Raw genomic sequence first — 19,315 nt, forward strand, 5'->3', positions numbered from 1 at the left:
TTTTATGCCCGGACGGTTCGCGGCGGTCCGGCACGGAGTAGGCCATGGCAAAATCGGAAATCAGGGGACTATATGACGACAGGCGCAAGCTGAAATTCCTGAAAGAACTCGCAATCAGTTCGCACATCAAAAATTCTGCCACAGCCGCCAATGTTTCGGTGTCGACCGTCTATCTTTGGCGCGAGCGCGATCCGGAATTTTTTCGCGCATGGATGCGCTCGCTGGCGGCAGGCTATGAGCTGCTCGAAGTCGATATGCTCGAGCGCGCGCGCAACGGCGTCGAGAAGCCGGTTTTCCACGAAGGAAAAGAAGTGGCGAGGGTCCGGCACTATAATGACGGCATTGGCGTCAAACTATTGCTGGCGCACCGGCATATGGTGGCGATGACCCGCGCAGCAGAGGAGGATATCAACCCCGAACAGGTGCGCGCGAGCCTTGACCGGAAGCTGGCGGATATGCGCGAAAAGCTGCTCAAGCGGGAGGCGCTGGCCGAGGGGCGCACAGGGTCGACGGCTTTTGACAATGATGAATGATGCCAATGCGACGGAGATATTGGCCCGACTGAAGCCGCGCGATCGCAAACTGTTTGTCTCGCGGCTGAGCACGGTAGAGCAGCAGGAATTTCTGTATCGCTGGCCCTTTTGGGCGCGGCCCGAACAATTGCCGCCTGATGGCGACTGGTCGATCTGGCTGATCATGGCGGGCCGCGGCTTCGGCAAGACCCGGGCCGGGGCGGAATGGGTGCGCCATATTGCCGAAGGCGATGGTAGCGCGCGCTTTGCCCTAGTTGGCGCGAACTATGCCGAAACGCGCACGGTGATGGTCGAAGGGGAAAGCGGCCTGCTTTTGATTGCGCCGCCGAAGCAGCGTCCGGTCTGGGAACCGTCGCTGAAGCGGCTGACCTGGAATAACGGCGCGCAGGCGCATCTCTATTCGGCTGCCGAACCGGAGGGCCTGCGCGGTCCCCAGCACAGCCATGGCTGCGGGCCAGGCGCACAAGGAGTTGTTCCACAACGAAGCCCTGACCCGTATCGACTTTTTGATTCATCCGATCGTGCAGGCGATCGAAACTGATCCGGCATCCATTGCCCCCGTTCCCGGCCAGTCCTGGCTTGTGGGTCCGGGCGCTATCGGTGACTGGCTGGATCATGATGATCAAATCGCTGGCTGGTCAGGCAATGGCTGGCAGTTTTTCTTGCCGCATCCGTTGATGCGCATCTATATCGAATCGAACGACAATTTTGCAGTTTATAAGGAAACCTGGCAGCCGACAGTAGAAGTCGAGGCCCCGGTGTCGGGTTCTGTCATCGATGTTGAGGCCCGGAGTGCCATCGATTCGATTCTGACCGCTCTTGAAGCGCAGGGGATTCTCAATTCCACCACATGATGATGTTGGCAGTGGCGTGTAGAAAAGCGGAATCGCCCCGCTGGGCCAATTCTCAACACCATTTTTTGGCCTAAACACCGAAAATGGCGACATTTTCGCAACAGTTATGCGATTTGGCTGCTTGCACTGACAGTGGCGAGAGGTTAGAAAGCGGCGTGAAATTTAGAACCTAAATGAGAAGGGGAATATAAATGCGGAAGCTTGCCTTAGGAATGGCGCTTGCCTCCACAGCGCTCGCAACACCTGCACTGGCTCGTGATAGCCAGTGGTATGTTGGTGTCGAGGGCGGTGCAATGATCGCCGAAGATTTGTCTATGAACGTTGCCGGCAACAATGGCGCGTTTGAAGTTGATCATGACGCCGGTTACGACTTTGACGGCATCGTCGGATATGATTTTGGAGGTTTCCGGTTGGAAGCCGAAGTTGGTTATAAATCAGCTGCTGCCGATCGTGTGCAAGCCGGTGCGCCCGGTCTGCCTCAGACCGCGAATGGTTCCGGTCCAACGGCCACTGGAGTCTATTCAATCAATGGCGAAGTAAATGCGCTCAGCTTCATGCTGAACGGTTTGCTTGATTTTGGCGACGATGACGGCATCCAGGGCTTTGCTGGCGGCGGCGTCGGCGTTGCACGGACCGAAGTTACCAATATCCTTGCAGGACCTTATCTTGATGACTCGGATACTGGTTTTGCATGGCAGTTGCTTGCTGGCGTTCGCGCTCCATTGAGCGATAACTGGGATGTGGGTCTGAAATACCGCTTCTTCAATGCTGACAAGATCAATCTTGTAGACCAACTTGGTCGTACCGCTGACACGCGTCTGCGGACCCACTCTGTTCTGGGTAGCCTGATCTACAACTTCGGCGGCGAACCAGCGGCACCACCACCGCCACCGCCTCCACCACCACCACCACCGCCACCACCGCCACCACCGCCACCACCACCGGCAGTATGTGCACCTGGCCCTTATATTGTGTTCTTTGACTGGGATCAGTCGGACATCACACCAGAAGCGGCTTCGGTTCTCGACAATGCGGTTACCGCATATGGTGATTGTGGTTCGGCTCAGGTCATGCTGGCTGGTCACGCTGACAAATCTGGTTCTGCCAGCTACAACGTCGGTCTGTCCCAGCGTCGCAACGCGGCCGTTCGTGCTTATCTTGAATCACGCGGCATCGGTGCTGGCGTTATTGCAAGCGAAGCCTTCGGTGAATCGCGTCCTCGCGTTGACACTGCAGACGGTGTTCGCGAACCGCAGAACCGTCGTGTTGAAGTTATGTACGGACCTGGTTCGGGTAACTAATACCAACATAAATGCTTATTGTAGAAAGGGCTGGTCTTCGGACCGGCCCTTTTTCGTTTCAGGTCCGCAAACGAAGCTATTCAGCGATCTTGCTTTTCGTCTCGACGAAACTGTGGCCTCAGAGCAGGGTCATACACCGGCGCGTGTGAACCTTTCGGGAGCCGGGGCATAGAAGCGGATTGCCGAACCGGGACGAGGGCTTTTTCGTCCTACAGCCGCTAGAATAGAGTTGCGGATTTTCTGATGGTCAGGATCAAGGCTTATCCTTGGTATATTGACCGATAAAATGTGCGAACCTTGTCCGCAGCTCTCGCCTGTCGGAACAAGACCTGTGCGATCGCGGCTTCCCGCTTAACCGTCAAAATTCTGCGCGAAGTTCTTGGGTCTAGCCAAGCAGGCTTTCGAACAGCGGCAGTCCATCAGTCCCGCCGTGCTTGCCGTCGATGGCGCGCTCCGGGTGCGGCATCATGCCTAGGACATTGCCTGCTTCGTTGATGATACCGGCAATATTCCGCGAGGAGCCGTTGATATCGTTTCTATAGCGAAACACGACCTGGTTGCGACTCTCCAACTCATCCAACGTGTTGGCATCGGCGAAGAAATTGCCGTCATGATGGGCAACCGGAACCGATATGGGTGTGTTTTGCGTGTAGCGCGACGTGAATATAGTATTGCAGTTGCTAACGTCGAGTTCAGCATCCCTGCAAATAAAATTGATGTTGCTGTTTCTCATCAGCGCTCCGGGCAACAGTCCGATCTCGGTGAGGATCTGGAACCCGTTGCACACGCCCAGGATCTTGACCCCGCGCTGCGCTGCTTCAACGACAGAATTGATGATGTTTGATCGGGATGCCATCGCCCCGGATCGCAGATAATCGCCATAAGAAAAGCCACCTGGAATTGTGATCAGATCCAGCCCAGAAGGAAGTTCGCTGTCACCGTGCCAGACCATATGAGGCTTGTTGCCCGAAACCGTTTCCAGGGCGACGGCCATGTCGCGGTCACAATTCGAGCCGGGAAAGACGATCACCGCAGATTGCATCAGCCCATCGTCCCCTGCGCCGCATCCGCAATCTCGATCTCGTAATTTTCGATTACGGTATTGGCGAGCAGCTTGTCGCACATCTTCTCGATGTCTGCGCGGCTGACCGACGCATCAACGTCAAGTTCGATCAACTTGCCGGCGCGAACATCATTGACGCCCGAGAAATCGAGACTTTCGAGCGCATGATGGATGGCTTTTCCCTGAGGATCCAATACGCCATCTTTCAGCGTTACAAATATTCTGACTTTCATCCGTCGTCCTCGCGTTGTTCCGCCGCCAATATCGCCTTGCTATAGCGGCAAGATTAGCAGGGGCAAGAGCAAGAAAGCAAAATGGAAAGGTCGCGCGATGAATTGCGGCGATTGACCTCAGAAATAGCGGGCCAATTTGAAATTCACCCGGTGGCGGTTCATTTCGTAGAGGTCGTAATTGCTGTCCACCCGTGAATAATTATAGTCTATCGAGGGAGAGAAACCGAGGAATTTGATTTTGCGGCTGCCGATATAGGCGCGTCCGAAGCTTCTCCAGTCGTCCCGGTTTTCTGTCGAATAGAGGAGTAATGGTGCATCAAATTCGGAACGACTGATGCTGGCTGAGACACCTGCATTCAGGCCGAGAGGCAATTCACCACCGATGCCCAGATTCATGCCATAGTTGAAACTCGAGAACCCGGCTTCGTTGAGCAGATCGCGCCTCGCGAAGATACTGGCAGACGCAATCAGGGATTTTCCGATTAGCTGCTCATATGTGACATTCGCGCCGAGTTGCCAGCCGCTATAGGCGTTGCTGAGCTGCGATTCTGTCCGGCGAGCATCCAATTCAAATCCCAGTCGCTGTCCTTCATTCAGTGCCTGTTGGTAGCCGATCCGACCGCCATATTCCCGAGTGGCCAATCTACCGCCATACCAGCGCTGAAGACCGACTGCCTGCAGCGAAAGGCTGGCATAGCGAGCGACGCGAAGCTCAGGGCCAGCAGCGACCTGAACAACAATATCGTCGGCTTCCTTGCCGTTATAATTGATGATTTTGCTGTCGGCATCGAACAACAGGGCTACACGATCACTGGCTTTCACGCGAACGCCGCCGGAAAACCCAGCTGTCTGGCCGACGCCGGAACGTTCGCGTGCGTTTTCGTCCAGCTGCAGAGGGAGTTTGATCGGGCCGAAGTTGATATCGATGGTTTCGGCGCTGGTGGCGCCGTTGATATTGGTATCCGGGGCAAAGCCGAAGTCGAAACTGAAGCGCCAGACCCGCTGGTCGCGCAAGATACTGCGGGTATTGCGAATAGTCCGCGCGATTTCATCCGGCAGGTTTTCGTCATTCTGGGCGAGCCGGAAATGATAGTCCGCGCTGGCCTCCTTGCCAGTCATCAGATAGGCTCTCGCGAGTTCCAGACGAACACGGGTCTGTCCCGGGTTTTCGTCCAGAATCGAGCGGAACTTTGTGATCGCTCCGTCGGTATCGCCGGTCTCGATAGCGATGTAGCCAGCCAGAAATCGCTGTTGTATCTGCATTTCGGGAACTTGTCCCAAAGCCTCGACCATCGGCAGAGCTGCCTGATATTGCTTGGCATGGATCAGGGCTTCGGCTTTGGCCAGAAGCTGCTGGGGCGTTACCCGAACATGGCATTGGCCAGCATCGTCGCAGGAAGGCTGAACAACAGCGGCGATGTCTGTTGTCGAGCCGGCTGTTGCCGCACTCGATGCCGTCGCGAGAACGAAAGACGCAACTGTGGCTTTGACCAATTTGGCGGAACGGGACATGGCTAGCCTTTAAGGTTTCTTGCCGACAAACGTTCCCAGAATATCGATTCTCTCGTCAGGTGTGCCACCAACAATCCGGTAGCCGCCACCCAGTTCTGCTGCATTGGGGCCATAAAAGGCACCGTCAATGCTTGAGCCAGCAATCACCATGTCGAGACGGGCACCGCCCGGATTGACGAACCATGCTTCGTTAAACTGCCCGAAGAAGCCTCCGGCGGATACCAGATTGATATCGCCTGCGCCGTTGGCGCGGAACTGGGCGTTCTGGAGAATAGTGTGCTGACGGCTCGTGCCGTCAAACAAAGGCGCTCCGACCGTGCCGTCTAGCGATAGCGAGAATGTATTGGCGCCGAAATCTACATTGGTGGTTGCGCGGCCTGCGATCCACTGGAAATAGGTATCGAAATTGCCAATGGTATCGGGCTGGTCGTTGAACACCATCGACGCAAGCATCGTGCCCTCGAACGTTCCTGTCCCTGTCGTTGGCACATTGTCGCTCGCGGTAAGCTGACCAAAAGCGAAGGCTCCCCGTTCGAACTGACTATTCTGTTCGATATATTCCGTCGTCGATCCGTCGGCATTATCAATTGTGATATTGTTGACGGTCGCCCTGTTCCGCAAATATCCGGCAAAAGACACGTAGTCGGTCTCTGTTCCGGGCGTCTGGTAGAAAAATGTCGTCCCCTCGTAGGTTCCGGGCTGACCAGGGTCTACAAGACCGAAAACAAATTCGCCCGGCACAGGGGTTGTCACATTATTGGCGGACCCGGATTCCAGATAGTTGATACCCTGAACCCCGAATTGGGCCGATCCCAGGTTGGGTGTGCCGATTTGAGGTTCGACGATCCCTCCGAAATCAGTGCGGTGCAAGGGGTCCTGAAAGCGGCTCACGGCGGACGTTCCTGCCAACGGATTGGTGAAGGTCACGTCGAAAATCGCGTCGCGCGGATTATAGGCAATGGTCAAGGCGCTGTTGCGAACCGTCGTGGCATCGCCCTGATATAATTGACCAGTCTGACCTGCGCCGGGATCACTGGGCGAGTCCACCCTGTAGTTATAGCTGTGAGAAGCGCCAACGGCCGTATAGGTTTTAGGTTCGGTCGGGTCGACAAATGTGTGGGCCGTTCCGCCTCCGGTCCCGCCCCCTGTTCCGCCGCCGCCTGTGCCGCCCCCGGTTGGAGGCGCAGTGCTGCCGACCGATTGAGGTCCGGCTCCACCGCAAGCGGCGAGCATCGTTGTCGTGGCGAGCAAAATTAGTAAGCGCATCGGAAATATTCCTCACATGAGTTCCACATGAGGGCGGTGCTATCATTTCAATGGTTAAATTCGCGTAAACCATAAGCGATATTCACGGGATATGCCCGCCCCCTGACGGGGTTAATCGCATGATCACCTAACCACGGCCCCAAAAACTATGGTTACTTTCCGCGCTTCTTTCGTTCACTATTGAGGTCGAGCACTTCGCTTTCGCCTTCCGGGAACAGGCCCAGTCGACGGGCAACTTCCTGATAGGCTTCGGCTTCGCCGCCAAGATCGCGACGGAACCGGTCCTTGTCGAGCTTTTCATTGGTCTTGATATCCCACAGTCTGCAACCGTCGGGGCTGATTTCGTCGGCCAGAATGATCCGCGAGAAATCACCTTCGAAAACCCGTCCGAATTCGAGCTTGAAATCGACCAGCTTGATCCCGATCCCGGCAAACATGCCGGCCATGAAGTCGTTGATCCGGATGGCCATGGCAGAAATATCCTGCATCTCTTCCTGGCTCGCCCAGCCGAAGCAGGCGATATGTTCTTCCGCGACCAGCGGATCGCCCAGCGCGTCATCCTTGTAGCAATATTCCAGCAATGTGTGCGGGAGCGGTGTGCCTTCTTCGATGCCGAGACGCTTGGAAAGAGATCCGGCAGCAACGTTGCGGACGATCACTTCGATCGGAACGATCTCGACCTGTTTGACGAGCTGTTCGCGCATGTTGAGGCGGCGGATGAAGTGGCTGGGGATGCCGATATGGCCGAGCAGGGTGAAAATATGCTCGCTGATCCGGTTGTTGATCACGCCCTTGCCGTTGATCGTGCCTTTTTTCTCGGCGTTGAAAGCGGTCGCATCGTCCTTGAAATACTGAATTATGGTGCCGGGCTCCGGGCCTTCATAAAGAATTTTGGCCTTGCCTTCGTAAATTTGGCGACGACGGGACATTGCTGGTTTCCACTTCGCGAAGAGAGCGACAAAAAATCATGCCCCGATTGTTCGAATCATGGCTGATTGAACGGATCGGGGCAACCGAGCCTTCCTATATGCGAAACCCGCTTGCGGCGCAATCAATCCCGTTTCATGATGGTTAACCCGGTGAACGGAAGGATTGCCAACGCTATGGCCAAATATGATACTATCAATGAAGTTCTGGACACGCTTTATGACTGCATATCCGGACCACCGGGCGGGCAGGACTGGGAGCGGGACCGGGAAATCTATCATCCGCGCTGCGTGCTTGTCCGTACCAGGATCGAGAATGGCAAGCCGGTCGCCTATCCGTTCAGCTTTGATGAATTTGTCGAGGCGACGATCCCGTTGCTGGAAGGCAAATCCTTTTACGAGATCGAAATCGGACGCAAGGTCGATGTTTTCGGGCAGGTTGCCCATGTCTATTCCAGCTATGAAGCCCGCGAGACGCCTGATCATCCCGCAATCCAGTTCCGCGGCGTGAACATGATCCATCTCTGGAATGATGATATGGGAGAGGATGGGAAGCCGAGTGGTCGCTGGTGGATCATGGGCATCATCTGGGACAATGAGCGGGAAGGCCTGGATTTGCCGGGAGAGTGGCTGCAGCGTTGACCGGCATATCCGCAAAGCTGTTTATCGCGCTGGTGCTTACAGCGGTGCCGGCGGCGGGAACAATTGCATTGCTCATGCTTCTGGGTCCCGACTGGTCGCGTTTTGCCGCAGCAACCTGCACCGAAACCAGATGCTTTTGCGAGATGCCCAGAACCGGTGCAACGCTATTGCAGCCTTCCAATAGCCTTTCTTCGTTCGGCTTTGTCTTCGTCGGTTTCCTGATGATGTTGCTAGCCTGGTCTCGGGGCTGGATGTCGGCCTTGTCTCCGCTTGCGGCCAGCGCATTGGGTGTCGCTGCAATCATTACCGGCATCGGATCGGTCCTGCTTCACGCAACGCTCACCTTGTGGGGGCAGTTTTTCGATGTGCTGGGCATGTATCTGGTCAGCGGATTCTTTCTGATCTATGCGCTCGCGAAATGGCAGGGCATCGATGATCGGCGGGCAATGCTATACTATGTCCTGATTTGCGTCGTTCTTGTGGCTATCCTCTATGCAGTGCCCGAAGTTCGCCGCTGGCTCTTCGCGGTTATTTTGCTGGCCGCAATCATCCTGGAGCTCGGATTTGCCAGACCGCTGCGACCGAATGTCCGGACCGGCTATTATCTTGCCGGACTTGTCGCGAATATTGTTGCCTTCACGATCTGGAATCTGGACCAGCGCGGCCAGCTTTGCAGCCCCGAGAGCCTGTTGCAGGGCCATGGGGTCTGGCACCTTCTCGGTGCGGTCGCCTTGTGGTTCGCGTTTCTCTATTATCGCAGCGAGCGGCGCGTGACGTAGAATCGTTGCCGAGGGATCCTGTTCCTTCGTCATTCCACAAATTTCCCCCTACCAACCCTGAATCCACCCTGCTATCGCTCGTCGCATGAGTGATGTAACCGATGCGCCCGAAGCGGCTCCCGAAGATGAATTTGACGCGATAGTCGAGGCCCCCTTTGATGCGGCGCTGTCCGAACGCTACCTGATTTACGCGATGTCGACGATCACCGCGCGGTCGCTGCCGGATCTGCGCGACGGGCTGAAGCCCGTGCATCGGCGGCTCTTGTGGGCAATGCGTTTGCTCAAGCTTGACCCGTCACAGGGTTACAAGAAATGCGCCCGTGTGGTCGGTGATGTCATCGGTAAATATCACCCGCATGGCGACCAGTCGGTCTATGACGCGATGGTCCGCCTCGCCCAGACCTTCTCGCTGCGCTATCCGCTGGTGGATGGTCAGGGGAATTTCGGCAATATCGATGGCGATAATGCCGCGGCCTACCGTTACACGGAAGCCCGGCTGACCCGCACCGCGATCGAGCTGATGCACGGGCTTGACGAAGGCACGGTTGATTTCAAGCCCACCTATAACGGCGAAGACGAAGAGCCCGAGGTCATGCCGGGGCTCTTCCCCAATCTGCTGGCCAATGGCGCGAGCGGTATTGCGGTCGGTATGGCGACCAGCATTCCATCGCACAATGTCCACGAGATCATCGATGCGGCTACGCTGCTGATCGATTCTCCCAAGGCCGAACATGCCGAGATCATGGAGATCATCAAGGGACCGGACCTTGCAACCGGCGGGACGCTGGTCGATCCCAAATCGGTGATCGATGCCGCCTATGAGAGCGGGCGCGGCGCTATGCGGGTGCGCTGCAAATGGGAGAAGGAAGACGCCGAGGGGCGGGGTGCGTGGCAGATTGTCGTTACCGAGATTCCCTATCAGGTGCAAAAGGGCAAGCTGATCGAGCAGATTGCCCAGATCATCGCTGACAAGAAATTGCCGATTCTTGCCGATATCCGTGACGAATCCGACGAGCATGTGCGGATCATATTGGAACCGAAAAGCCGGGCGGTCGATCCCGATGATCTGATGAACGCGCTGTTCCGGATGTCCGATCTGGAAAACCGCTTCTCGCTCAACATGAATGTGCTCGACAAGGACCGGGTTCCGAAGGTGATGGGCATCAGCGAAGTGCTGAAGCACTGGATCGTCCATCAGATCGAAGTGCTGGTCCGCCGTTCGCAGCACCGGCTCGACAAGATCGATGCCCGGCTGGAGCTGCTCGAGGGCTATATCGTCGCCTATCTCAATCTCGACCGGGTGATCGAGATTATTCGTAATTTTGACGAGCCCAAGCCGATGTTGATGGAAGAGTTCAAGCTCACCGACCGTCAGGCGGAGGCGATCCTCAACATGCGGCTGCGGTCGTTGCGCAAGCTTGAAGAGATGGAATTGCGCAGCGAGCTGGATAAGCTGCTCGAAGAACGCGAAGGCCTTGAGAAGCTGATCGAAAGTCCTGCGCGACAAAAGACAAAGCTCAAGAAGGACCTCGCTGATCTCCGGAAGCTCTATGCCGAGGACACGGCATTGGGCGCCCGGCGTACAATGCTGATCGAAGCGGCGCCGGCACGCGAAATATCGCTCGAAGCCTTTATCGAAAAGGAACCGGTCACCGTGATCATGTCGCAGCGCGGCTGGATCAAGGCAATGAAGGGTCATGCCGATCTCTCCGCACCGGACGGTTTCAAGTTCAAGGAGGGCGACGGTCCGAAATATGCCTTCCACGCGCAGACCACCGACAAGTTGCTGATGTGCTGCGATAACGGACGCTTCTATACTCTTGGCGCGGACAAGCTGCCGGGTGCGCGCGGCTTTGGTGAGCCGGTCGGCTCAATGGTCGATCTCGACGCCAATGCCGAGCCGATGACGTTGATGGTTGCGGACATGAAGGGGAAGCTCCTGATCGCTTCCAGCTGGGGACGCGGATTCGTCTGCAATATTTCCGATGTGGTTGCAGAAACCAAGAAGGGACGTCAGGTCGTGAACCTTAAAGGGGATGCGCGACTGTTGGTTGTGCGCAAAATCCCGGAAGGCGCAAACCGCGTCGCGGCGATAGGCGAAAACCGCAAGCTGGTTGTCTTCTCGCTCAGCGAAATGCCGGAAATGGCCAAGGGGCAAGGCGTCATGTTGCAGCGCTACAAGGATGGCGGCCTCTCGGATGCGACTGTGTTCAATGACGAGGACGGCCTGAGCTGGGCGATGGGCGGCGAAACCGGCCGCACCAGGACCGAGAACGACCTGACCATGTGGCGGGTTGCGCGCGGGGCGGCCGGACGATTGCCGCCTACCGGTTTCCCCAAGAATGGCAAGTTTGACTGACGCCAGACAAGATGTCATTTTCCCAGACCCAATCAGGAAGATGTCAACGTGCAGATATTCCGAGATTTGGTGCGAATGGCTTGAAAAAGCTTTGAAGTCTGCGATGAATAGGCCGATTGGTTCGCAAAATTTCGAGTGAATTGCTTTTTTACAATCTGCATAACTGTTCTGATACTGCTAACATTGTCATGCTCACTTGATACGGATTTCTTCGAGGTTGGCGCTTCTCTGTCAAAAGACCCGTTTTCTGGCCGAAAGTGAGTATTTTACTAATCTTGTAGATGATGATTTGGGAAAAAATATGTTGATAGCCCTGACATTCACTGATTCTTTATTGGAGCCGACGCAAAAATGCCGAACCTCGTCTTGATTGTGACGCGCTATTTGGAAATAGTTGACTTGATGAAAAAAATTCGTCATCTAGATCGCGTCTGATTTCGGCGCTCCACGTATGACAGGAAGAATTTTCTAAACCGATGAGCAGAGATAAAGAGACCTTGTGCGAATGGATCGATCGGCTCGAGCAGATTTTGGCGCAGCTCGATTCTATCGATGCCAATATCGCGGCAATCCATGTCGATATTGCGATATTGGAACTTTGTCAGATGGCGGAAGTTGAACGGGCCGGCGGGTCGATAAAAGCGGCCTAGCATTCACAATCCAGCGAGTTCAGAACTCGGCGAGCTCGCGCCCGATGTTTCTAAGAGCATTGCTGGTCTGGGCATCGCCATATGCAGTCAGCTTCAGCACCACCTGTCCTTCGTCTTGCGGTTCTTGTGATTTAGCCACGAGTCCCAGATTGGCCAGATAATCGACATATCGGGCCATAGTGCTGAGCGCCATGTTGTGCGTGATTGCAAGGCCATGCGCGGTGACGGGTGTTCCCGAGCTTTTGGCGGCGGCCAGGCCGACTAGAATGTGCCAGGAAATATCGTCAATATCGGACATAATGGCCCGGAATTGTTCTGATCTTATTACCCGGCTTTTCAACAATAGTTCCGCGGTTCTGGAGATGTCTACGTCGCGTCTCGGGTCTTTTGCAAATGTCGGGGTCCGGAATTGAATCCGCTGGAGGGGGCTGTCGATTGGCTGGCCAGTATTGGTGTCGCTGGCGACCAAATTCTTGTGCTGACGCATATATACTCCCGTCGCATAATCACTTCAAAAAGCTCTACCAACCGAACGCTCGGTAGTCAACTTCGTTGAACGCCAATATACGCGAATGCCTGAGAAAAAATGCCATTGTAGAGAAGGGGATAGAGGTGCTATGTGCGAACTATGGCAGATGTGACAACGATAACAACAAAGACGGCAATTATGAACGCGGCGGAAGATGCTGTGCGTAAAAGAGGGTATAACGGATTCAGTCTCGATGAAGTCGCGGGTGAAGTTGGGATACAGAAATCCAGCATCTACTATCATTTTTCTTCGAAGTCGGATCTGATCACGGCGTTAGTCAGACGGTTCTCCGATCAGATATTTTCTTTTCTCGACGATGCCGCGGCCACTGAAAATCGGGCTGGCGATCGTTTGATGAAATATCTTCTGGAAACGAGAAGTCTGATCGAGGAAGGAGAATCAATCTGTCTGTCGGTCGCGCTCAATATTGACCAGCAGAGCCTGCAGGCAAAAATCGTCGATGATCTGCTATTATTTCATCAAGTCAATATCGACTGGCTTTCCCAGACATTCGAGCTTGGCCGGCAGGACGGCAGCATAAGAAATATCGGCGATCCCGTAGAAGAGGCAAACGCCTGTCTTGCTCTGGTTGACGGCGCCCAATTGATGGCTCGGGCCCATCAGAATGCGGAATTATACGATCAAGCGACAGGCCTGCTGCGTTCCAGAATTGTTGCCTCAGCCGGGAAAGATGTCACAAATTAGATCTGAACAGGGCGATCAAATGGTCCGGTCCGTCCGGACCGCCCTGGCCATTCCTGCAAAAGCTGATTGCTTTATCCTCCCCGAGCCTTAGTCTGCGGTAGCTGCAGCAAGGGAGGCCAGCATGTCCGAAACCAGTCTGGATACACCAGACAAGGACGCGGAAACCAGCGTCACGGAAAAGGCTTATTGGTCTCAGAATATCCGGCTGCTCTGTACGCTGATGAGTATCTGGTTCCTCGTTTCCTTTGGCGCCGGTATCCTCTTTCGCGATTTTCTCGATCAATTTGCCATTGGCGGTTATCCGCTCGGTTTCTGGTTCGCCCAGCAGGGTGCGATCTATTTCTTCATCCTGTTGATCATCATCTACAATGTCCGGATGAAACGGATCGAGCGTCAATATGATCTTGATGATTGAGCGCGGCAGATGACAACCCAGACCCTAATTTATCTGTTCGTCGGCCTGTCATTCGCGCTTTATATCGGGATTGCGATTGCGTCGCGCGCCGGTTCGACCAAGGAATTCTACGTCGCCGGTGGCGGGGTCAATCCGGTGGTCAACGGCATGGCAACCGCAGCCGACTGGATGTCGGCGGCGAGTTTCATCTCGATGGCCGGGATCATCGCCTTTTCGGGCTATGACGGCTCGGTCTATCTGATGGGCTGGACCGGCGGCTATGTGATGCTGGCCCTGCTGCTCGCACCCTATCTCAAGAAATTCGGCCAATATACGGTCCCCGACTTTATCGGTACGCGCTATTATTCCAAGGCGGCCCGGGTGGTCGCAGTCATCTGCCTGATCTTCATCAGCTTCACCTACATCGCCGGTCAGATGCGCGGGGTCGGGATCGTCTTTTCCCGCTTCCTCGACGTGCCGATCAATCTGGGCGTGATCATCGGCATGGGTATCGTGTTCATCTATGCGGTGCTCGGGGGGATGAAGGGCATCACCTATACGCAGGTCGCGCAATATTGCGTGCTGATCTTCGCCTATATGGTACCCGCCTTCTTCATCAGCTTCCTGATCACCGGCAATCCGGTACCGCAACTGGGGTTGGGCTCGACGGTCAATGACGGTTCCGGGCTCTATGTGCTCCAGAAACTCGATCTGGTGCTGCAGGACATGGGCTTCGGTGCTTATACCGACGGCAGCAAGTCGATGATAGACGTCTTCTGCATCACCGCTGCGCTGATGGTCGGCACGGCAGGCCTGCCGCATGTGATCGTGCGCTTTTTCACCGTGCCCAAGGCATCGGACGCGCGCAAGTCGGCGGGGTGGGCGCTGGTATTCATCGCGCTGCTCTACACGACCGCACCGGCTGTCGGAGCCTTTGCCCGGCTCAATTTCATCGATAGCGTCAACAATGTGGAATATGCGCACGCTCCCGAATGGTTCAAGAATTGGGAGAGCAACGACCTGATCGCCTGGCGCGACAAGAATGGCGACGGCAAGATGCAGCTGGGCAAGGGCGATCCGTTCGAGGGCGCGCCGGAATTTGCCGCGGACACCGGCGCCAGCGGCGAGCGGGTCGTCGCCAATGCTGCGGCAGATGACAATGCTAACGAAGTCTATGTCGACCGCGATATCATGGTGCTGGCCAATCCGGAGATTGCCAATCTGCCCGGCTGGGTGATCGCGCTGGTTGCAGCCGGAGGATTGGCGGCGGCGCTGTCAACGGCGGCGGGGCTGTTGCTGGTGATCAGCTCGTCGATCAGCCATGATTTGCTGAAGAGCACCTTCCGGCCGCAGATTACCGAGAAGGGCGAATTGCTGGCGGCCCGGATTGCGGCCACCGCGGCGATTGTCGTTGCCGGTTATCTCGGCATCTATCCGCCCGGCTGGGTCGCGCAGGTGGTGGCCTTTGCCTTTGGCCTGGCCGCCGCGTCTTTGTTCCCGGCGATCTTTATGGGGATTTTCTCCAAGCGGATGAACCGCGAGGGCGCGATTGCCGGGATGGTGACGGGGCTGAGCTTCACCTTCCTCTATATCGGCTGGTTCAAGCTCTGGTCGCCGGAAAGCAATGTCGCGGCCAACTGGCTGTTCGGCATCTCCCCCGAGGGCATTGGCGTGATCGGGATGCTGCTGAATTTCGCGGTGGCGATTGCGGTGGCACGGTTTACCAGCGCGCCGCCAAAGGAGATTGGCTGGCTGGTCGACAAGATCCGGGTACCGCGCGGCTAAGCGTGTTGCCGCTACGGGTGCAAATGCCGTTCTCACGGAAGCCCGGCGAACGTGCTTGTGGAATGGGTCCAACTTTGTGATAAGCGAGCGCGAAGGGCGCTAAAGGGGGTAATCGATGATCTGCGCATCATGCGGCACTGAAGTTCGAGCGGGAGATACCTATTGCGCCAATTGCGGTGCAGCGTTGCAAACCGACGCGGAACCCGGACCGCCACCGGAAAGCGACAATGTCCGCGAACCAGGGCTTGCATCAGGTGGCCTGATCCTCATCCGCTCGATATTCACGATGCCAATAAAGACCGCCAATCTGGCAGCGCATGAACTACGCAAGATCGCGAAAACTGGCGCGATCGATTCTGATCGGGACTTCCCGCACCTGTTCTGGTGCAAGGCAATGCTGCCGGTCGTCGCGACATTCCTGTCGGCGCTTGTGTTGCTCGGCACGCTCGGACTGGCCATCGCCCAGGCAGGAATTGCAGGTTTTTTCATCGGCATTTTTGCTGCAATCCTTGCCGCAATCACAGCCGACTGGTTCATCATGATTGTCGGAGAATATCTGATGATAAAAGTCGTCAGCGCTCGCTATTACTTGCAGCATATCGAGGAATATGAGGGCGAAAGCGAGCGGCACTGACGACCCAGCCGGTTGCGCTGCAGCGCTACCGCTTCTTGGCGATCGTCAGCTTGTCCTGCTTCGCCCTTGTCTTGATCGATTCCTCGCTGCGGGTCAGCGCTTTCGAGATTGCCTTCAGCGTCATTCCCTTTTTCGCAAAGGCGTGAAGCTTCTGGATTTCTTCGCTGGTCCATGCCTGCTTGTGGCGTTCAAAATGTTCTTTCATGGGTTTGGGCCTAACAGATTATTCCCGCTATGCACCCCCAATATCGCCAAAGCTGGCGCTCCGCTCGTTCAAGCGGGGTTTGCATATATCCATTTGTCCGCTAGCCAGCGACAAACATTATCAATTGGAGCTATTCATGAAGTTTGACGAAGTTGTTCTCGGGCGCCGCAGCATTCGCGGTTACAAAGCCGAACCGGTCGCAAAAGAGCTGATCGAGGAAATTCTCGGACTGGCGATGCGCGCCCCTTCGTCGATGAATACGCAGCCCTATAATTTTTACGTGATCACCGGCGAACCGCTGGAGAAAATTCGCGCGGGCAATACCGAACGGATGCTGGCCGGTGTCCCGCAGTCGCGCGAGTTCCGCCAGGGAGAGGCTTTCGCGGGTGAACACCGCGAACGGCAGATTGGGGTTGCAAAGCAGCTTTTCTCGGCCATGGGGATCGAGCGCGATGACAAGGAAGCGCGGCAGGACTGGGTCATGCGCGGCTTTCGCCAGTTCGACGCGCCGGTTTGCGTGATCATCACTTATGATCGCGCGGTTGACGGCAGCGATGACACACCGTTTGACTGCGGCGCGGTGGCAACGGCGCTGGTCAACGCTGCCTGGTCGCGCGGGCTGGGCACGGTGATCAACAGCCAGGGCATCATGCAGTCGCCGGTGGTCCGCGAACATGCCGGGATTGCCGATGATCAGGTGATCATGAAGAGCATCGCGCTGGGCTGGCCGGACGAGAGCTTTCCCGCCAATGCGGTTGTGTCGACGCGCAAGTCCGTGGACGAGGCGGCTGTGTTTGTCGGCTTTGGGGGGTAGGTTTGTACTCCGCACCTGATGCGGATCCCTGTGCCACCAGCAGCAATCTTTGCCGCCAGAGCTCCGCATCGGGTGCGGAGCTCTGTTATGCGGCTATCTGTTCAAACGCCCTTCGACCAGAGCATCGACCACCGACGGATCGGCGAGTGTCGAGGTGTCACCCAGCGCGCCATGGTCATTCTCGGCGATCTTGCGCAGGATCCGGCGCATGATCTTGCCGCTGCGGGTCTTGGGCAGCGCGGGTGTCAGATGCAGATGGTCGGGGGTGGCGATCGGGCCGATTTCCTTGCGGACATGGACGCGCAGTTCGGCGACCAGTTCGTCTGAATGCTCCTCGCCGGCGTTGAGCGTGACATAGCAATAGATGCCCTGTCCCTTGATATCGTGGGGATAGCCGACCACCGCCGCCTCGGCGACCTTAGGGTGCGAGACCAGAGCGCTTTCGACCTCTGCCGTGCCCATGCGGTGGCCCGAAACGTTGATCACATCATCGACCCGGCCGGTGATCCAGTAATAGTCATCGGCATCGCGCTTGCAGCCGTCACCGGTGAAATATTTGCCCTTATAAGTGCTGAAATAGGTCTGGACGAACCGTTCATGGTCGCCATAGACGCTGCGCGCCTGTCCCGGCCAGCTGGCTGTAATGCACAGATTGCCGTCGGTCGCGCCTTCCAGAATTTTGCCGTCGCCGTCGACCAGCTGCGGCTGAACGCCGAAAAAAGGCTTGCCGGCGCTGCCCGGTTTCATGCCATGGGCGCCGGGCAGGGTGGTGATCATGATGCCGCCCGTTTCGGTCTGCCACCAGGTATCGATGATCGGTGACTTGCCGTCGCCAACCACATCATAATACCAGCGCCAGGCTTCCGGATTGATCGGTTCGCCGACGGTGCCGAGCAGGCGGATCGACGAGCGGTCGTGAGCCTTCACAGGGCCGTCGCCTTCGCGCATCAGCGCGCGGATGGCGGTAGGAGCTGTGTAAAAGATATTGACCTTGTGCTTTTCGACCACTTCCCAGAAACGGCTGAAATCCGGATAGTTGGGAATGCCCTCGAACATGATCTCGGTCGCGCCGTTGATCAGCGGCCCATAGACGATATAGCTGTGGCCGGTGACCCAGCCGATATCGGCCGAGCACCAGAAAACCTCGCCGGGCTGATAATCGAAGACATAGTGGAAGGTGGTCGCCACCCAGACCGCGTAGCCGCCGGTGGTGTGCAATACGCCCTTGGGCTTGCCGGTCGATCCCGACGTGTAGAGAATGAAAAGGGGGTCCTCGGCGTTCATCGGCTCGCAAGGGCAATCGGCGGATACATCGGCCGAAATTTCATGATACCAGTGGTCGCGACCGGCGGTCATTTCCACGTCGGTATCGGTATGATTGATCACCAGCACCGCATCGACCGCCACCTTTTCCAGTGCCGCATCGACATTGGCCTTAAGCGGCACCGGTTTGCCGCCGCGCAATCCGCCGTCCGCACAGATCACGAACTTGCTGTCGCAATCCTCGATTCTGCCGGCCAGTGCGTCGGGGGAGAAGCCTCCGAACACCACGCTGTGGATCGCACCGATGCGGGCGCAGGCGAGCATGGCGATTGCGCCTTCGGGAATCATCGGCATGTAGATGGTCACCCGGTCGCCTTTGCCGACGCCCAGTTTCTTGAGGCAATTTGCCATTTTGATCACTTCGGCCTGCAACTCGGCATAGCTGATCGTGCGGCCGGGCGATTGCGGGTCATCGGGTTCGAAAATCAGCGCCGTGACATCGCCCTTGCCGGCGGCGACATGGCGGTCGACCGCGTTGTGACAGATGTTCATTACGCCGTCTTCATACCATTTGATCGAGACCGGATCGAAGGAGGCATTGGAAATTTTCGTCGGCATGGTCTGCCAGTCGAGACGCTCGGCCTGACGGGCCCAGAAGCTGTCCGGATCGCTGATGCTTTCCTGATAGAGACGGTCATAGTCAGCCGCAGTGCAATGAGTGGCCTCACCGTTGCGCGGCGACGCGATCAACGCGACCAGATCCTTTTTTACTGGCTCATCCGTCATTTTCTATTCTCTCCTGTTTTTGCGCTGTTCCGGAATAGTTTTTCCGTCGCAAATATCAATATCATCACGACCGGTGTTCCGG

General features: G+C 56.4%; 21 protein-coding genes. 13 read left to right on the plus strand and 8 right to left on the minus strand.

Features of this window, described 5'->3' with window-relative positions:
• Window positions 1–44: 44 nt before the first annotated feature.
• The 4 genes from HUO14_RS10030 to HUO14_RS10045 all read left to right on the plus strand — a co-directional run bounded on the left by HUO14_RS10030 (window position 45) and on the right by HUO14_RS10045 (window position 2,688).
• Window positions 45–533: a hypothetical protein gene (locus HUO14_RS10030; RefSeq protein WP_176279764.1), complete on the plus strand. Its 489-nt coding sequence runs from the start codon at window positions 45–47 to the stop codon at window positions 531–533.
• On the plus strand, window positions 523–1,074 hold the full coding sequence (locus HUO14_RS10035) for a terminase large subunit domain-containing protein (protein WP_343046089.1): 552 nt from the start codon (window positions 523–525) through the stop codon (window positions 1,072–1,074). Before HUO14_RS10030 ends, HUO14_RS10035 begins: the two co-directional genes overlap by 11 nt.
• Window positions 1,040–1,387 (plus strand): DUF2793 domain-containing protein, encoded by a 348-nt coding sequence (locus tag HUO14_RS10040; protein WP_176279765.1) that lies wholly within the window; start codon window positions 1,040–1,042, stop codon window positions 1,385–1,387. Before HUO14_RS10035 ends, HUO14_RS10040 begins: the two co-directional genes overlap by 35 nt.
• A gap of 191 nt (window positions 1,388–1,578) precedes the next feature.
• Complete coding sequence (locus HUO14_RS10045) at window positions 1,579–2,688, plus strand: OmpA family protein (protein ID WP_176279766.1); 1,110 nt, start codon at window positions 1,579–1,581, stop codon at window positions 2,686–2,688.
• 385 nt (window positions 2,689–3,073) lie between these two features.
• On the opposite strand, the gene purQ is transcribed toward HUO14_RS10045, so the two are convergent.
• The 5 genes from purQ to purC form a co-directional block, all read right to left on the minus strand.
• The gene (gene purQ / locus HUO14_RS10050) at window positions 3,074–3,730 is read right to left on the minus strand and encodes a phosphoribosylformylglycinamidine synthase subunit PurQ (protein ID WP_176280173.1); all 657 of its coding nucleotides are present in this window, start codon (window positions 3,728–3,730) and stop codon (window positions 3,074–3,076) included.
• Window positions 3,730–3,984 (minus strand): phosphoribosylformylglycinamidine synthase subunit PurS, encoded by a 255-nt coding sequence (purS, locus tag HUO14_RS10055; protein WP_176279767.1) that lies wholly within the window; start codon window positions 3,982–3,984, stop codon window positions 3,730–3,732. Before purS ends, purQ begins: the two co-directional genes overlap by 1 nt.
• A 117-nt stretch (window positions 3,985–4,101) precedes the next feature.
• A complete protein-coding gene (locus HUO14_RS10060) occupies window positions 4,102–5,496 on the minus strand; it encodes a surface lipoprotein assembly modifier (protein ID WP_176279768.1) in 1,395 nt (464 codons plus the stop codon).
• 9 nt (window positions 5,497–5,505) lie between these two features.
• Window positions 5,506–6,762: a transferrin-binding protein-like solute binding protein gene (locus HUO14_RS10065; RefSeq protein WP_176279769.1), complete on the minus strand. Its 1,257-nt coding sequence runs from the start codon at window positions 6,760–6,762 to the stop codon at window positions 5,506–5,508.
• A gap of 152 nt (window positions 6,763–6,914) precedes the next feature.
• Window positions 6,915–7,691: a phosphoribosylaminoimidazolesuccinocarboxamide synthase gene (gene purC, locus HUO14_RS10070; RefSeq protein WP_176279770.1), complete on the minus strand. Its 777-nt coding sequence runs from the start codon at window positions 7,689–7,691 to the stop codon at window positions 6,915–6,917.
• A gap of 174 nt (window positions 7,692–7,865) precedes the next feature.
• Between purC and HUO14_RS10075 the strand changes: the two genes are divergently transcribed.
• The 4 genes from HUO14_RS10075 (at window position 7,866) to HUO14_RS10090 (ending at window position 12,118) form a co-directional block, all read left to right on the plus strand.
• The gene (locus tag HUO14_RS10075) at window positions 7,866–8,330 is read left to right on the plus strand and encodes a hypothetical protein (protein WP_176279771.1); all 465 of its coding nucleotides are present in this window, start codon (window positions 7,866–7,868) and stop codon (window positions 8,328–8,330) included.
• Window positions 8,327–9,109, plus strand: a complete 783-nt coding sequence (locus tag HUO14_RS10080; RefSeq protein ID WP_176279772.1) for a ceramidase domain-containing protein — start codon at window positions 8,327–8,329, stop codon at window positions 9,107–9,109. Before HUO14_RS10075 ends, HUO14_RS10080 begins: the two co-directional genes overlap by 4 nt.
• 85 nt (window positions 9,110–9,194) lie before the next feature.
• Window positions 9,195–11,468, plus strand: a complete 2,274-nt coding sequence (parC, locus tag HUO14_RS10085; protein ID WP_176279773.1) for a DNA topoisomerase IV subunit A — start codon at window positions 9,195–9,197, stop codon at window positions 11,466–11,468.
• 476 nt (window positions 11,469–11,944) lie between these two features.
• Complete coding sequence (locus tag HUO14_RS10090) at window positions 11,945–12,118, plus strand: hypothetical protein (RefSeq protein ID WP_176279774.1); 174 nt, start codon at window positions 11,945–11,947, stop codon at window positions 12,116–12,118.
• Window positions 12,119–12,137: 19 nt separating this feature from the next.
• Here HUO14_RS10090 and HUO14_RS10095 read toward each other — a convergent pair whose 3' ends face one another.
• Window positions 12,138–12,605 carry a hypothetical protein gene (locus HUO14_RS10095; protein WP_176279775.1) on the minus strand — a complete coding sequence of 156 codons (468 nt, stop codon included), beginning with the start codon at window positions 12,603–12,605 and terminating at the stop codon, window positions 12,138–12,140.
• Window positions 12,606–12,746: 141 nt separating this feature from the next.
• Between HUO14_RS10095 and HUO14_RS10100 the strand changes: the two genes are divergently transcribed.
• The 4 genes from HUO14_RS10100 to HUO14_RS10115 all read left to right on the plus strand — a co-directional run bounded on the left by HUO14_RS10100 (window position 12,747) and on the right by HUO14_RS10115 (window position 16,165).
• Window positions 12,747–13,352 carry a TetR/AcrR family transcriptional regulator gene (locus HUO14_RS10100; protein WP_176279776.1) on the plus strand — a complete coding sequence of 202 codons (606 nt, stop codon included), beginning with the start codon at window positions 12,747–12,749 and terminating at the stop codon, window positions 13,350–13,352.
• 121 nt (window positions 13,353–13,473) lie between these two features.
• Window positions 13,474–13,767 (plus strand): DUF4212 domain-containing protein, encoded by a 294-nt coding sequence (locus HUO14_RS10105; protein ID WP_176279777.1) that lies wholly within the window; start codon window positions 13,474–13,476, stop codon window positions 13,765–13,767.
• 9 nt (window positions 13,768–13,776) lie between these two features.
• Window positions 13,777–15,531, plus strand: a complete 1,755-nt coding sequence (locus tag HUO14_RS10110) for a sodium:solute symporter family protein (RefSeq protein WP_176279778.1) — start codon at window positions 13,777–13,779, stop codon at window positions 15,529–15,531.
• 115 nt (window positions 15,532–15,646) lie between these two features.
• Entirely contained in the window at window positions 15,647–16,165 is a 519-nt protein-coding gene (locus tag HUO14_RS10115; protein WP_176279779.1) for a zinc ribbon domain-containing protein, read from the plus strand.
• A gap of 25 nt (window positions 16,166–16,190) precedes the next feature.
• On the opposite strand, the gene HUO14_RS10120 is transcribed toward HUO14_RS10115, so the two are convergent.
• Complete coding sequence (locus HUO14_RS10120; RefSeq protein ID WP_176279780.1) at window positions 16,191–16,370, minus strand: hypothetical protein; 180 nt, start codon at window positions 16,368–16,370, stop codon at window positions 16,191–16,193.
• A gap of 136 nt (window positions 16,371–16,506) precedes the next feature.
• Here HUO14_RS10120 and HUO14_RS10125 point away from each other — a divergent pair, with 136 nt between their 5' ends.
• On the plus strand, window positions 16,507–17,184 hold the full coding sequence (locus tag HUO14_RS10125; RefSeq protein ID WP_176279781.1) for a nitroreductase: 678 nt from the start codon (window positions 16,507–16,509) through the stop codon (window positions 17,182–17,184).
• A 93-nt stretch (window positions 17,185–17,277) separates the two neighbouring features.
• Here the strand turns inward: HUO14_RS10125 and acs are convergent, their stop codons facing one another.
• A complete protein-coding gene (acs, locus tag HUO14_RS10130) occupies window positions 17,278–19,233 on the minus strand; it encodes an acetate--CoA ligase (protein ID WP_176279782.1) in 1,956 nt (651 codons plus the stop codon).
• Between the last annotated feature and the right edge of the window lie 82 nt (window positions 19,234–19,315).

This window comes from Parasphingorhabdus flavimaris, assembly GCF_013371215.1.
Classification (GTDB): domain Bacteria; phylum Pseudomonadota; class Alphaproteobacteria; order Sphingomonadales; family Sphingomonadaceae; genus Parasphingorhabdus; species Parasphingorhabdus flavimaris.

What these genes read in the sequence shown, in the direction of transcription:
- HUO14_RS10095 (WP_176279775.1), bottom strand. Translation starts at nt 12,605, where the DNA reads ATGCGTCAGCACAAGAATTTGGTCGCCAGCGACACCAATACTGGCCAG.
- HUO14_RS10075 (WP_176279771.1), top strand. Translation starts at nt 7,866, where the DNA reads ATGGCCAAATATGATACTATCAATGAAGTTCTGGACACGCTTTATGAC.
- purC (WP_176279770.1), bottom strand. Translation starts at nt 7,691, where the DNA reads ATGTCCCGTCGTCGCCAAATTTACGAAGGCAAGGCCAAAATTCTTTAT.
- purQ (WP_176280173.1), bottom strand. Translation starts at nt 3,730, where the DNA reads ATGCAATCTGCGGTGATCGTCTTTCCCGGCTCGAATTGTGACCGCGAC.
- HUO14_RS10120 (WP_176279780.1), bottom strand. Translation starts at nt 16,370, where the DNA reads ATGAAAGAACATTTTGAACGCCACAAGCAGGCATGGACCAGCGAAGAA.
- HUO14_RS10045 (WP_176279766.1), top strand. Translation starts at nt 1,579, where the DNA reads ATGCGGAAGCTTGCCTTAGGAATGGCGCTTGCCTCCACAGCGCTCGCA.
- HUO14_RS10110 (WP_176279778.1), top strand. Translation starts at nt 13,777, where the DNA reads ATGACAACCCAGACCCTAATTTATCTGTTCGTCGGCCTGTCATTCGCG.
- HUO14_RS10100 (WP_176279776.1), top strand. Translation starts at nt 12,747, where the DNA reads ATGGCAGATGTGACAACGATAACAACAAAGACGGCAATTATGAACGCG.
- HUO14_RS10060 (WP_176279768.1), bottom strand. Translation starts at nt 5,496, where the DNA reads ATGTCCCGTTCCGCCAAATTGGTCAAAGCCACAGTTGCGTCTTTCGTT.
- HUO14_RS10125 (WP_176279781.1), top strand. Translation starts at nt 16,507, where the DNA reads ATGAAGTTTGACGAAGTTGTTCTCGGGCGCCGCAGCATTCGCGGTTAC.
- HUO14_RS10065 (WP_176279769.1), bottom strand. Translation starts at nt 6,762, where the DNA reads ATGCGCTTACTAATTTTGCTCGCCACGACAACGATGCTCGCCGCTTGC.
- acs (WP_176279782.1), bottom strand. Translation starts at nt 19,233, where the DNA reads ATGACGGATGAGCCAGTAAAAAAGGATCTGGTCGCGTTGATCGCGTCG.
- HUO14_RS10090 (WP_176279774.1), top strand. Translation starts at nt 11,945, where the DNA reads ATGAGCAGAGATAAAGAGACCTTGTGCGAATGGATCGATCGGCTCGAG.
- HUO14_RS10115 (WP_176279779.1), top strand. Translation starts at nt 15,647, where the DNA reads ATGATCTGCGCATCATGCGGCACTGAAGTTCGAGCGGGAGATACCTAT.
- HUO14_RS10035 (WP_343046089.1), top strand. Translation starts at nt 523, where the DNA reads ATGATGAATGATGCCAATGCGACGGAGATATTGGCCCGACTGAAGCCG.
- HUO14_RS10030 (WP_176279764.1), top strand. Translation starts at nt 45, where the DNA reads ATGGCAAAATCGGAAATCAGGGGACTATATGACGACAGGCGCAAGCTG.
- parC (WP_176279773.1), top strand. Translation starts at nt 9,195, where the DNA reads ATGAGTGATGTAACCGATGCGCCCGAAGCGGCTCCCGAAGATGAATTT.
- HUO14_RS10105 (WP_176279777.1), top strand. Translation starts at nt 13,474, where the DNA reads ATGTCCGAAACCAGTCTGGATACACCAGACAAGGACGCGGAAACCAGC.
- purS (WP_176279767.1), bottom strand. Translation starts at nt 3,984, where the DNA reads ATGAAAGTCAGAATATTTGTAACGCTGAAAGATGGCGTATTGGATCCT.